This window comes from Pseudofrankia coriaricola (genome assembly GCF_001854805.1).
Taxonomy (GTDB): Bacteria; Actinomycetota; Actinomycetes; order Frankiales; family Frankiaceae; genus Pseudofrankia.
In genome coordinates this window covers 95,102-108,247 of sequence record NZ_MBLO01000234.1, presented here as the reverse complement: position 1 = coordinate 108,247, position 13,146 = coordinate 95,102, and the positions used below count along the sequence as shown (strand labels likewise).

9 protein-coding genes and 1 pseudogene are annotated in these 13,146 nt (G+C 72.0%); 6 read left to right on the top strand and 4 right to left on the bottom strand.

What is annotated here, in order from left to right:
- The first annotated feature begins 267 nt into the window (after positions 1–267).
- On the top strand, positions 268–1,161 hold the full coding sequence (locus BCD48_RS30110; protein WP_198543454.1) for a TetR/AcrR family transcriptional regulator: 894 nt from the start codon (positions 268–270) through the stop codon (positions 1,159–1,161).
- Positions 1,162–1,207: 46 nt separating this feature from the next.
- Here the strand turns inward: BCD48_RS30110 and BCD48_RS30105 are convergent, their stop codons facing one another.
- On the bottom strand, positions 1,208–1,687 hold the full coding sequence (locus BCD48_RS30105; protein WP_071051751.1) for an Hsp20/alpha crystallin family protein: 480 nt from the start codon (positions 1,685–1,687) through the stop codon (positions 1,208–1,210).
- A gap of 519 nt (positions 1,688–2,206) precedes the next feature.
- Between BCD48_RS30105 and BCD48_RS54225 the strand changes: the two are divergent.
- From BCD48_RS54225 to BCD48_RS30080, 5 genes and pseudogenes are all read left to right on the top strand, one after another.
- Positions 2,207–2,407 (top strand): annotated as a pseudogene (locus BCD48_RS54225) (FHA domain-containing protein); the annotation flags it as partial.
- 289 nt (positions 2,408–2,696) lie between these two features.
- On the top strand, positions 2,697–4,934 hold the full coding sequence (locus BCD48_RS30095) for an ATP-binding cassette domain-containing protein (RefSeq protein ID WP_241842102.1): 2,238 nt from the start codon (positions 2,697–2,699) through the stop codon (positions 4,932–4,934).
- Between the two features lie 735 nt (positions 4,935–5,669).
- Positions 5,670–6,851: a ferritin-like domain-containing protein gene (locus BCD48_RS30090; protein WP_071051749.1), complete on the top strand. Its 1,182-nt coding sequence runs from the start codon at positions 5,670–5,672 to the stop codon at positions 6,849–6,851.
- 411 nt (positions 6,852–7,262) lie between these two features.
- Positions 7,263–7,790, top strand: coding sequence for a hemerythrin domain-containing protein (locus BCD48_RS30085; protein ID WP_071051748.1), 528 nt, complete (start codon positions 7,263–7,265; stop codon positions 7,788–7,790).
- Between the two features lie 196 nt (positions 7,791–7,986).
- Positions 7,987–8,910, top strand: a complete 924-nt coding sequence (locus tag BCD48_RS30080) for an exodeoxyribonuclease III (RefSeq protein WP_071051747.1) — start codon at positions 7,987–7,989, stop codon at positions 8,908–8,910.
- A gap of 54 nt (positions 8,911–8,964) precedes the next feature.
- On the opposite strand, the gene BCD48_RS30075 is transcribed toward BCD48_RS30080, so the two are convergent.
- The 3 genes from BCD48_RS30075 to BCD48_RS30065 form a co-directional block, all read right to left on the bottom strand.
- The gene (locus BCD48_RS30075) at positions 8,965–9,870 is read right to left on the bottom strand and encodes a crotonase/enoyl-CoA hydratase family protein (RefSeq protein WP_116271710.1); all 906 of its coding nucleotides are present in this window, start codon (positions 9,868–9,870) and stop codon (positions 8,965–8,967) included.
- 141 nt (positions 9,871–10,011) lie between these two features.
- The gene (locus BCD48_RS30070; protein WP_071051746.1) at positions 10,012–10,767 is read right to left on the bottom strand and encodes a DUF4230 domain-containing protein; all 756 of its coding nucleotides are present in this window, start codon (positions 10,765–10,767) and stop codon (positions 10,012–10,014) included.
- A 74-nt stretch (positions 10,768–10,841) separates the two neighbouring features.
- A complete protein-coding gene (locus BCD48_RS30065; protein ID WP_071051807.1) occupies positions 10,842–12,674 on the bottom strand; it encodes a PP2C family protein-serine/threonine phosphatase in 1,833 nt (610 codons plus the stop codon).
- Between the last annotated feature and the right edge of the window lie 472 nt (positions 12,675–13,146).

Sequence of the window (13,146 nt, the reverse complement as noted above, 5' to 3'; positions counted from 1 at the left end):
ACCATGAAGGGAGACGGCCACACGGTCCGGCCACCTGATCGGGCGTCAGACCGAAGCCCTGCCTCATGCCGGACCTCGGCGGACCGGGCCGGCGGGCTGGGCAGACGCTGCCTAGGCGAGCGGACCACCAGCAGGAAAAATGCGCGAAAGGCGAGGTCTGGTGCCCATACCGGGCGCTGGCCGTGGCTAGCCGTGGCCACGGTCGGTGAAGATGGTCACATGGCCTGCTTCTGACGCTCCGTCGGGTCGTCGCCTTACGCTTACCACGTGTCTCCAGCCGACGCCCCTGCCCTCGACAAGACCGCCAAGCCCGCCAATGCCTCCCCCCACCAGAGTCCTCGGGGCCGCGGCCGCGCGGCGGCGGGCGGAGCCAGCGCCCGGCTCGCGGTCGGCGCAGACGCGGGCAACGGCCAGGGCGACGCGGGCGAGCCGGGCGTGCCGACCGAGGCGGGCGCCGCGACAGAGGCGGGCCCGGCCGACGCCGCGAGCTCGGCCGACACCAGCCCGGCCGCCGCGGCGCCGCGGGCGGCGGACGGCCGGGTGCCGGGCCGGCGAGGTCTCGCGACCAGGGCCCGCCTGCTGGACTGCGCCGCGGCGATGTTGGAGACGACCCCGTACCGGGAGCTCACGGTCACCGACGTCACGCGCGAGGCGGGCACCTCACCCGCGACCTTCTACCAGTACTTCGTCGACATGGAGACGGCGATGCTCGCGCTCGCCGAGCAGGTCGCCGACCAGGGCTCCCACCTGTCGGACCTCGTCGGTGCCAGGCCGTGGCGGGGTGCCGCCGGCTGGCACAGCGCGGAGTCGCTTGTCGACGGGTTCCTGACGTTCTGGCAGGCGCACCAGCCGGTACTGCGGGTCGTCGACCTGCTCACCGAGGAGGGCGACCAGCGGTTCCGCCGCGCCCGGGTGCGCATGCTCAACGCGATCACGAGGTCACTCGCGGGCGCGGTCGAGGAGGCGCAGACCCGCGCCGGGCGCAGCGCCGAGGTCGAGCCGATGGCGATGGCCGGCGCGCTCGTCTCGATGCTCGCGCATGTCGCCGCCCATCAGCCCGGCTTCGAGGCCTGGGAGATCCACGTCGCCGACCTGCGCCAGGCGATGATCCGCCTCGTCTTCTGGGGCGTCACCGGCCCCAAGGTCCCCCGGGTGATCTAGTTTCGCCATCGGTAGGCCCGCGGGCTCGTCCTTTGCGCCGCGTGGGTCAGGCGGCGTCGATCTCGATGCGGCGCGGGTGGGTGGCACGCTGCTTGGCGAGGCGAATGGTCAGGACGCCGTCGCACAGCGAGGCGCGGACCGACTCGGGGTCGACGTCGCCGGGCAGCGCTATGCGGTGCTCGAACGAGCCGGTGCGGCGGGCCTGACGGCGCAGCTTGCCGGTGCGCTCCCGCTCCTCGATCGCGCCACCGACGATCAGCTCGTTGTCCTGCAGGTCGATGGTGATGTTCTTCTTCGAGACGCCGGGGAGATCGATCTCGACGATGAACCCGTCATCGGTCTCCTCGATGTCGACCGGGGTGATCATGTTGGCCAGGGTGCTGAAAGTGCGGCCCTCCGGCGCCCCGCCACCGACCACGTCGCCGAGGAGGCTGCCCATCTTCGCCCAGGCGTCCTCGATCTCCCGGAACGGGTCCCACTTCGCCAGCATCGGGCGGACGTCGCCGCTACGCGCGGGGAGTGCCATTTGCTTCCTCCTCAGAACTTTGTCACCGATTTAGATGGTTTTCCGGCCTTATGGTGTGACCGGTGCCGGACCGGTGCCGGACGAGGGATCCGTCGGCGGATTCGGCCGGCGTCCGCGGCCGCTGGCTGCCGGCCGCTGACGGCCGGGCCCTGCCAGGCAGGCACTGACAGCCAGGTCCCGCCAGTCCACTCCCCGCCAGGCCACGTCCCGCCGGGTCGAGTTGAGCCAGCCCCTGGATACCCGTCCGTAGTGCTTTGCCTACCCACTGCGTTTCGATGCATGTGCCGTCGGAAATTCGACACGGCTGTAAGGACCCGCCCGTTCCGTGCGGAACCTGGGCGCACTAGCGTGTTTGTCAACGTAGGACCGAAACGCGCGGACCAGATTCGCGCTTGCCGGTCCGTGGGGGATGGCCGGGCCGGCGGTAACGCGGCGCTCAGGCCGCGTGATCATCACGCGGCTGGACGCCCGCATCGCGGTGCCCAGGCGTAGACGAGCAGTACAGCGGAGGGGGACGGGGTGGTCAGCACCGCTCTTCGGGTGACGACATCGGCGGGAGAGGCGCTGCTCACCGGTCCGGAATCCGCGGTGATCGGCAGGGCCCGGTCCTCGACCATCGCGATCAGCGACAGCAAGGTGTCGCGCCAGCACGTGCTGCTCGCGCCGTCGGCGTCCGGCTGGCGGGTCGTCGACCAGAGCGCCAACGGGATCTGGCGGGACGGCCGCCGCGTCACCGAGGTGGAGCTCCAGCTCGGCGAGGTGGCAAGGATCCGCCTGGGCGGGGTCGACGGTCCGGAAGTCGTCATCACCGCAGTCCCCGGCGCCGGCGAAGGCGCAGCGGCCGGCTGCCGCCGCTCCCCCCGCACAGCGCGCGGCCCAGCCCGCTCCGCCAGTCCAGCCCGGCCCTCAGATACCGCCCACCCCTCAGCTCCTGCCCGTCCTGGCCGGCCAGCCGGTACTTGGGGCCGGGACCGGCCCGTCGGGCGTACCGACCACCACGAACCCGTCGGTGCCGGCCGCGCGCAAGGTCCACCCGATCTCCGGCGGCCGGATCCGGCTCGGCCGGTCCCGCGACAACGACGTCTCGGTCCCGGACCTGCTCGCCTCCCGCCACCACGCCGAACTGCTGCTGCACCGCGGCGGTGCCGAGGTCATCGACCTCGACACGTCGAACGGCACGTTCGTCAACGGCCAACGCGTGCAGCGCGCCCCCGTCGGGCAGCGCGACGTGATCGCGATCGGCCACCACCTGTACCAGCTCGACGGCGCGACGCTCGTCGAGTACCGCGACTCGGGCGACGTCGCGTTCGAGGCGACCAGCCTCAACGTCTGGGCCGGCACCAAGCAGCTGATGCGCGACATGACGTTCCGGCTGCCGGCCCGCTCGCTGCTCGGCGTCGTCGGCCCGTCCGGCGCCGGCAAGTCGACGCTGCTCAACGCGCTCACCGGCTTCCGCCCAGCCGACGCCGGCACCGTCCGCTACGCCGGCCGCGACCTCTACGACGAGTACGACGAGCTGCGCCGCCGGATCGGCTACGTCCCGCAGGCCGACCCGCTGCACGCCCAGCTGACCGTCCGCCAGGCCCTTGAGTACGGCGCCGAGCTGCGCTTCCCCGCAGACACCACCACCGACGAGCGGCGCGCCCGCGTCCTGGAGACGATTGGCGAGCTGGGGCTCACGCAGCATGCCGACACCCCGGTCTCGCGCCTGTCCGGCGGCCAGAAGAAGCGCACCAGCGTCGCGCTGGAGCTGCTGACCCGGCCGTCGCTGCTGTTCCTCGACGAGCCGACGTCGGGTCTTGACCCCGCCAACGACCAGGCCGTGATGGACACGTTGCGGACGCTGGCCAAGGGTGGTGGCGCGGGCTCCGCCGACGAGCAGGGCCGCACCGTCATCGTCGTCACCCACAGCGTGTTGTTCCTCGACCGATGCGACTACGTCCTGGTGCTGTCCCCCGGTGGTTTCATCGCCTACTTCGGCCCGCCGGACGGGGCGCTGACCTACTTCGGCAAGCGGGACTTCAAGGACTTCGTCGACGTCTTCCGGGAGCTTGAGGCGACCCCGGGCGAGCAGATGGCGGCCCGGTTCCGCGCCTCCGAGTACTACGTGCCGTCGGCCATGGTCGCGCCGTCGGTGCGGACCGCGCCGCCGGCGCTGCCGAGCATCCGTCAGCAGTCGGTGCCCAAGCAGCTGTCGACGCTGACCCGCCGCTATCTGAAGGTCATCCTGGCGGACAGGTCGTACCTGCGCCTGATCGCCGCGTTCCCCGTCTTCCTGGGTATCATCCCGCGGGTCATTCCCGCGCCGAACGGCCTAGGGGTACTGGCAAACGGCCGGCCGAACAGCGACGCGACGAAGGTCCTCGTCGTGCTCATCCTGTGCGCCTGTTTCATGGGCATGGCCAACTCGGTACGCGAAATCGTCAAAGAACGGGACATCTATCGTCGAGAACGCACCATAGGCCTGTCCAGATCGGCCTATCTCGGCTCGAAGATCGTCATCCTGACCGGCATCACGACGCTGCAGTGCATCATCTTCACGCTGATCGGCCTGGTCGGGCGCACGCCGGAAGAGGCGGTGGTGGTCAGTTCGCCGCTGCTGGAGTGCCTCATCGCGATCGTCGTCGCCGCGCTCGTGTCGATGATGATCGGCCTGCTCGTCTCGACACTCGTCGACAACGCCGACAAGACGATGCCGTTCCTGGTCCTGATCACGATGGCGCAGCTGGTGCTCTCCGGCGGTCTGATCACCGTGTCGGACGGGCTCGGGCTGCAGCAGGTCAGCTGGCTCGCCCCGGCACGCTGGGCCTTCGCCGCACTCGCCGCGACCGACGATCTCAACAACGCCGGCAAGCTCGGCGACGACCGGATCGGCACCGCGCCCCGCGACACGCTCTGGAACCACAGCGCGGGCGTCTGGGTGCTCGACATCGCCGTGGCCCTGGCGCTCGGCGCCGTCCTGCTCTACCTGACGTCGGTCACGCTGCGCCGCATCGAGCCCAAGGTCGGCCGCCCGGCCGCCGCCGGCGTCGCCGCCAGCGCGGTCGCCGCCTACGACCCCGCCGGCGCGCCGGCACCGGGCACCCCCGGTCACGGCTCTCCCGTCTACCCGGCGCCCGGCCAGGCTGGTGGCCCCGGCTACCGGCCCCCGGGGCCACCGACCGGCGGCGTCCCGCGGCCATCCCAGCCCGGCGCCCAGCACCCGCCCACCCCCGGCCAAGGCTCCTGGGGCCCCCAGGGCCGCTGACCTGACCTGACCCGGTGGCGGTGTGGCGGTGGCGGTGGCGGTGGCGTCGAAAGCCTCGCTGATCGTGCGCTGAGGCCGGGGCGGCAGCCAGAACGCCCGCCGGAACGGCGGCTGACCGTGTGCAGCCAGCCCGGCGACGCGAACGCGGGCCGTGGCCAGGTTTCGACCAGTGCGGCCGCGTCGCGGCGCCGACGGCGCAGGTCCGCCGCCCGGTACATCCCGGATGCGCTGGTCACGAAGAGCGGCCGCGGTGCGGCTGGGCGGAGTCGGGACGGACGAGTTCGCGCAGTCGTGCGCCAAGGCATCACCTGGTGCCGCGACAGGCAACGTTGGCCCGCCACGGCGCGAGTTCTGGAGATCGGTCAGACGTAGCGCGCCGCCGGTGAAGCGTAGCGTCTGACTGATCGTTGGCCTGTTGGAGCAGGCCGGGGGCGAGCGTTCATTGGCGCGGCAGTAGCCGGGTGTCCGGCGCGCCCGCCGAAGTGACCCGCAGGTAACAAAGTTGGTCGCCGGGGGGTGTCTCTGACCGTCGGGTTTGGCACGATCAGAGGTGCTGACTGTCTGACCGTCCTTGACTGCCGGAGGCCGCCGCCAGGGCCGACCACTGCCAGCGTCACCGCACAGGGCCGCGTCCTTCCCGGACGCGACCGCACCAGACCGATCCGTCCTCCGCCCTCCGCCCCATCACCCCGCGGGACCGGTGGGCCGGTGGGTCGGGAGAGGGGGCTGAACGTCATGTCCACCTACCCGCGGTACGTCGAGCCCGTCGAACGCGCGACCTGGGACGTCCCGGCCTCCGGGGCGGCCCGGTTCAGCTGGGAGTACGACGAGGGCCGCGAGCGGCTGCTCGCCCTGTACCAGAAGGGCAAGGACAAGCAGTGGGACGCGGGCACCCGGATCGACTGGTCACTCCAGGTGCCCTACGGCCGGCCGCTCGGGCTGCCCGATGAGGCGGTCGCGATCTACGGCACCCCGGCGTGGGACAAGATGTCGGACGCGAACCGGGACGAGCTGCGCCACCATCTGGCGTCCTGGCAGTTCAGCCAGTTCCTGCACGGCGAGCAGGGGGCGATGGTCTGCAGCGCCCGGATCGTCGAGTCGGTCCCGGATATGGACGCGAAGTTCTACGCGACGACGCAGACCATCGACGAGTCCCGCCACGTCGAGGTCTATTCGCGGTTCCTGCATGAGAAGCTCAGCCTGATCTACCCGATCAACGAGCATCTGAGGCTGCTGCTCGACCAGACGCTGTCCGACAGCCGTTGGGACATTCCCTACCTGGGCATGCAGGTGCTCATCGAGGGGCTGGCGTTGGCCGCGTTCGGCCTGCTGCGCGACATGAGGCCGCTCCCGCTGCCCAAGCAGATACTGGCCTACGTCATGCAGGATGAGGCCCGCCACGTCGCGTTCGGCCGGCTCGCGCTGCGCGACTACTACAAGGAGCTCACCGACGCCGAGCGGGCCGAGCGTGAACAGTTCGCCGCCGAAGGCTGTTTCCTGATGTACGAGCGGCTCAACGGCGCCGAGGTCTGGGAGAACGTCGGGCTGGACCTCGCCGAAAGCACCGAGCTGGTCAAGAACTCCGATTACTTCAGGACGTTCCAGACGCTGCTTTTCAGCCGGATCGTGCCGTGCATGAAGGACATCGGCCTCTGGGGCCCGACCATTCGCGACGCCTATACGAAGCTTGGCGTCCTGGACATGGTGAACGTCGATCTCGGCGCGCTGATGGCCGCGGACGAGCGCATCGCCGACGACCTTGACGACGAGCGCCGGCAGGCCGCGGCACGGGAGCGGTCCGAGCTCGCCAGCCGCCGCGCCGAGGTCGCCGCCACCATCGCCGCCGCGGACGGCACGGCCGTTTCCACCGAGGTCGCCGACGCGCTGCCCGCCGTCGCCGGGGGCGCGACCCCCTGACCACACCGGTCGACCAATCCGGACCCACCGACCGTCGGTCCGGCTGTCAGCCTGGCAGGCTGACAGCCGGACCGGCGGTCTTGTCTCGGGCACGCGCGCGGCGGCCCAGGAGGTCCGGCAACCGACAGGGCGACGCCACCACCAGTGCGGCAATTGCCAGGCATTCTGGACTGATTTCCTCACTGGCCCTGGCGCACCGCGGGAGATCTCGACTTCGGCCGCCAGCGGCGGGCGAAGTCGAGGCGGCCCGTCGCTGGCCGGGACGCGTCGCGCCCGCAACTGCTACAGTCCGCGTCGAGTAGGGGACAAATTGTAACCGGAAGGCTCCCTCGGGCGTAATCATTTACACGTAGGCACCATCCAGCCCCTGCACGGGTCTCGCACCCGTCGCCTCCGAAGGTGTGATCAACGATGCTCACCACCACCGACCTCTCGCCAATCCGTCTCACCCACGTGTGGATGAGGGGCGAGTTCGGCCGCCTCGCGCGCGCCGCGCGCACCCCGCGCGACGCCGCCCACGCCGCACGCATCGAAGACGAGATCGCATCCGCGATCACCCGGTTCCGCGGCCACCAGGCGGGCCAGGACGAGCTCGTCTGGCCGGTCCTGCGCGACCGAGCCCCGGCCGCCGCGACCGACATCGACCGGCTCGAGGGCCAGCGCGCGACTATCGCGGTGCTGCTCGCCGGCGCCGACGACCGGTCCTTCCCGCTGGCCGAGCGCGCCGACATGCTCGCCGAGCTGCACCTGATCGTCAACGAGCACCTCGACGCCGAGGAGCGGCTCGCCTTCCCGCTACTGAAGGCGCATCTGTCCACCACGCCCGACGACGCCCCCGCCGCCGGCACCGACCCGGTCGAGGCACGGCGGGCCCACGGCCGGTCGTTGGAGTGGCGCCTGCGCTCGATCTCCTACGGCCTCACCAACCGCGGCCACTGACGCCACCGCCACCCACGGCGACACCGACACCGACAGCGCGAAGCTGCCCCGCGGACGCGGCGGCCGCGCCCGGCGGGCCGGCCGCCGGCCGCCGGGCCAAGGTCTGACGAGCCCCCCTCCTGTCCCGCCCCATCCGCCGGAGGCGGGGGCGGGAGGATCACGTGGCTTGTCGGACGGGGGGACTAACGTCTTCGATGTGCGGATCGCGACGTGGAACATCAACTCGGCCAAGGCCCGGCAGGCGCGGCTGATCGAATGGCTCGACCGTGCTCAGCCCGACGTGGTGTGCCTGCAGGAGACCAAGCTCGACGACCAGTCGTTCGCCGAGGCCTTCGACGAGGACCTCTTCCGCCGGGGCTACCGCTACGCCCACCACGGCGACGGCCGTTGGAACGGGGTGGCGCTGCTGTCCCGGGAGGGCCTCGACGACGTCGAGCGCGGCCTGCCCGGCGACCCGGGCTTCCCCGCGGGCACACACGAGCCGCGGGCCGTCGCCGCGACCTGCGGTGGCATCCGGATCTGGTCGCTCTATATCCCCAACGGCCGTACGCCTGAGGACCCGCACTACGCCTACAAGCTCGAATGGCTCGCCGCGCTGCGCGGTGTGCTCGCCGAGGCGGCGCCGCACCGGCCGACGATGGCCTGCGGCGATTTCAACATCGCCCCCACCGACGCCGACGTCTGGGATCCCGCCGACTTCGTCGGCGCCACCCACGTCACGGAGCCGGAGCGAGCCGCGCTGCGGGCGGTGACCGAGGTCGGCCTGGTAGACGTGCTGCGAACCCGCTGGCCGGACGACGTGGTCTACACCTACTGGGACTACCGGGCGCTGTGCTTCCCGAAGAACATGGGCATGCGCATCGACCTGACGCTGGCGAGCGCCGACCTCGCGAAACGGGTCGCCGCCGTATGGGTCGACCGGGCGGCCCGCAAGGGCACCGGCACCTCCGACCACGCCCCGGTCGTCGTCGACCTCGACACGGCCCCGGACGGCGACGTCGGCCCGATGGTCCCGCCGCCGTCGGCCAGGAGCTCGTCGGGCGGCGGCGCGCAGCGAGGCCGCGCCGCCGCCACGATCCGCCGCACCTCCACTCCCAAGCCACCCGCCTCGGCCGAGTAGCCCGGCGAGGCGGCGACGAGCCGCCCGCCCGGCACCGGGACGGTCGCGGCGGGGTCAGCGGCCCTGGTAGCGAGGCGGGCGGCGCTCGACGAACGCGGTGACGGCCTCGTTCAGGTCGTGGGACGGCAGGAAGGCGGCGTTCCACGCCGAGACGTAGCGCAGCCCGGCAGCCACCGCCGGGCCACGGGCGACGTCGAGGATCTCCTTGACTCCCTGGACGACGAGCGGCGGATTGGCGGCGGCCTCGTCGGCGAAGGCGTGCGCGGCGGCGAAGGCCGCCGCCTGGTCGGGCAGGACGTCGTTGACCAGGCCGATCTTCTCGGCGCGCCGGGCGTCGATGTCCTTGCCGGTGAGCGCGAGCTCGCGCAGGTGGCCGTCGCCGATGATCGCCGGGAGCCGCTGGAGGCTGCCGAGGTCGGCCACGATCGCCACCTTCACCTCCCGGACGCTGAACCGGGCGTCGGCACTCGCGTAGCGGACGTCGCAGGCGGCGACGAGGTCGACGCCGCCGCCGATGCACCAGCCCCAGATGGCCGCGGCGACCGGCTTGCGGCACCCGGCCACCGCGTCGAGGGCGCGCTGCAGGGAGCGGACCTTCTCGAGCATCGCCGTGCGGGCCCCGGCGAGGCCGCCGTCGTCCGCGCCGCCCGCGGTGAGCCCACCGAGCATCGCGGTCAGGTCCAGCCCGTAGCAGAAGTGCGCGCCGGAGCCGGCGATGACGACGGCGCGCACCGAGTCATCCCCGTCCAGCGCCGCGAAGACCTCGGGGAGCTCGCGGAAGAAGTCCGGCCCCATCGCGTTGCCCTTGCCCGGGCCGAGCATCGTCACCTGGACGACCCGCCCGTCATCGCCGCGGCGCTGGACCCGCAGCGCCTTGAGCCCCGGCGAGAACCCATAGTCGACCAGCTCCGCGGCCGGCCCCGTCTGGCCGGCGGCCTCGCCGTGGTCCGTCGTCGTCATCGCGGCGCCTCCACTGTCCCTGAGTGTCCTGGCAGTCCCCGGCCCGCCGCCTACCGTCGCATACCCGGCGCCGGACGCGCGCGGGCCCGGGCGCGTCGCGCGCGCCCGGGCCCTTGTCGAGGCGGAGCGTTCCGCCCTACCTCACTTCTTGTCCTCCTCGAAGGTGACGGTGATGTTGGTGTAGCCCAGTGCGCCGAGCAGGCCGCGCAGCATCGCAGTCGTGTTCTGCTTGCCCAACGCGATCACCTGGCCGTCTGTGGCCGCGGCCGCCTGCATCTGCTGGGTCGCCCTGACGTAGAGGTCCTGATCGGTGCTCTGACCGCCGAACAGGCCCCCGACCCGGTCGAGCACGCCGCGCTGGCGGGCGACGACGTAGCTGCGCTTCAGGTCGAGGTTCGCCTTGCCGAGCGTCGGCGCTGGCAGCTTGATGGTCACGGACTTGGTCGCCTCGTCGACAGTGACCCGCTTGCCGTCGAGGCCGGAGAAGCTGACCACCGAGTCGACGGTGCCGACGCCGACGAAGAGCACCCGCTCGCCCTTGAGCGAGGACGGGATCCACTTCGTGTCGTCCTCGACGTCGACGACCACCTCGAGGTGGGCGCTCGCCGCGTGGTAGTCGCTGATGTTCTCCAGCGACCGCAGCACCGCCGGGGAGCTACGGTCGACCTTCTTCTCACTGAACGGGTTGTGGAGGAACGACGGCCGCCAGCCGGCGACGAAGCTGACCGCGCCGGCGAGTACCGCCAGGACGACCAGCAACGCCACGAGCCTGATCAGGCCGCCGAGGGAGGGCAGCCGCGCGCTCCGGCCACCGCGGCGGGACGCGGCGGCTCCGTCGGGGGTGGTGGGAGGCAAAGTGTCGGTCGACTTGGTCGACCGACCGGACTCGTCGCTCATGGTCAGGGATCTACCCAAAAACCTTGCCATCACGCAGGTTCGTCGTCCTCAGGACATATGACGAGGCCAGGCCACTATGTCCGGGCTCGGCGGGCTCCCGGAACGGCCGGGCTCAGCGAGAGGGCGATGGCGGTGCGGTCGTCGCTGGGGCGGCCGGGGGCGTGGCTGCGCACGGCCGCGAACACATCGTCGAGCAGCCGGTCGGGCGAGCGTCCGGAGACGCGGATCAGCTCGCCGACGAGCCGGTGGCGGCCGAACAGCCGGCCACCGTCGTCACGCGCCTCGACCAGGCCGTCGGTATAGACGAACAGAACGTCGCCATGGCGCAGGCGAAGCCGACCGGTGCGCCAGGCCCCCGGCTCGGCGACCAGGCTGGACATCAGCGGCCCGGTCGACTCCAACGGCTCCACCAGGCCCAGCCCGGCCAGCCGGTCCAGGCCCTCCGGGTCGTCGAGATCATCGAGACGGTCGAGCCCGACGAGGTCGTTGACGTCGCCGAGGCCGTCCCCGTCGTCCAGCTTGTCAAGGTCGTCCAGGTCCTCGAGCCTGTCCAGGTCGTCAAGGTCCTCGATCTCGTCGATCTCGTCGAAGTCGTCGCGCCCGCCCACATAGCCGGCCCGATAGCCGGCGGCGGCACGGGCGCGCGTCCGCGCGCCGGCGCCGGCCGCGGTGGACCTGCCCGCGCGCAGCACAAGCGCGTCCGGGTGGCCGGCGTTGGCGTAGATGACCTCGCCGTCCACTGGGTCGATGAGCGCGATCAGCACGGTCGCGAACGTCTCGTCGGTGTCGCCGAGAGCCTCGACCACCCACTGCACAGCCGTCGCGGGCTCGGAGCCACGCGACAGCGACGCCGTGAGCAGCTGCTTGAGCCGCAACGCGAAGACGCCGGAGGCCGCGCCGTGCCCGGCGACGTCGCCGACGACGATCGCGACCCGGCCGTCGGGCATCTCGATGGCGTCGAACCAGTCGCCCGCGAGCGCGCCCTCGGCCGGGTCGACCCGGCCCAACAGCTCCAGCCCCGCCGTGTCGCGCAGCGACGACGGGGTCAGCGCGTCCCGCAGCGCCATCACCGCAGGGCCCTCCTGGGCGAGCGCCTCCCAGGAACGCTCGTTCTGACGGACCAGGCTCACCAGCTGGGCGCGCATCGCCTCGACGTTGCCGGCGAGGTCGACGATCTCGCGCGGGCCGACGGCGGGAATCGTGGTGTCGTGGCGACCGGCGGCGACGGCGTTCACCGCCCGGCGCAGCTCGTTGATCGGGAGGATGAGCCAGCGCCGGGAAAGGACGAGCATGAGCAGCGACATCGCCAGCAGCACGGCGACGACGGTGCCGACCGAGGTGAGCAGCAGGTCCGCCGAGTTCTTCACCCGGCCGGTCGCCGCGGACTGCTCGTCCGCGATGGCCTTCGTGAGGCCCTCGTTGGCCGTGCGCAGGTCCCGGAAACGCTGCAGGCTGACGTCGCTGATCTCGAGGAGCTGCGCGGCCAGCGCGTTGCCGCCGGCCGCCTCGTCGAGCTCCGACTGGACGACGCCGTCCCGCCAGGTCTGGTACGTGCGGCTCAGCGTGTCAACCCGGGTGAGCAGGTCGGGGAAGTCGGCGACCAGGCTACGCATCCGGACGGTCAGGAGGGGGATGTTCGTCTCCGCGTCGCGAAAGGGGTCGAGCAGCTGGTCGTTCGCGCCGGCGGAGATGAGGTAGCCACGCAGTGCGCTCCGCTGGTCGACGAACGCCGTGTAGAGCTGGGCGGTGACGGTCGCGGCCGGGTCGAGCCGGTTCGCGCGCTCCGCCGCGGCGTCGTTCGCCCGGACCGACGAGTAGACGGCGAGGATCATCGTCGCGATGACCGCGACGACGGCGAGCCCGACCAGCACGCGGATGCCGTGGCGCAGCCCCGCCGATCCGCCCACGATCACTCCCTGGCATCCACGGCGCCGACATCACCCCGGCGCTCCTTCGACCCGACCTCGCCCCACGGGGATCTTCCGCCACCCGGTGGGCGCCATCCCAGCCCGGGCGGCTCTCCCCGCCCACGCTCTCATTCGTCTGTTCGCGCGCCCGCCCGCCAACCGTGCTCGCCCGATCCGGCCGCGGCGGGCCAAGCCGACCTGGCGGGCCGCGTGAGCCGCCGGTCCCGCTGTCTGAGGGAGGTTCCCGGCATCGCACAACCCGGCGTGTCGGAGCTAGTGGCGGACGGAACCGGAGCGCCTCCCTCCGGGACTACACATTGTGGGCCATTGTCGCCCAGCGGCTCGGAAGCAGACATGGCCGGTCGACACTGGTGACGCGCGGTCACTACGCGGTATGCGTCCGTCTCGGCGCGAGGCGGGCCGACGCCGGGCTACCGCGCGGCCCGAGACCGGAGCCGGGGTGCTCGCCCGG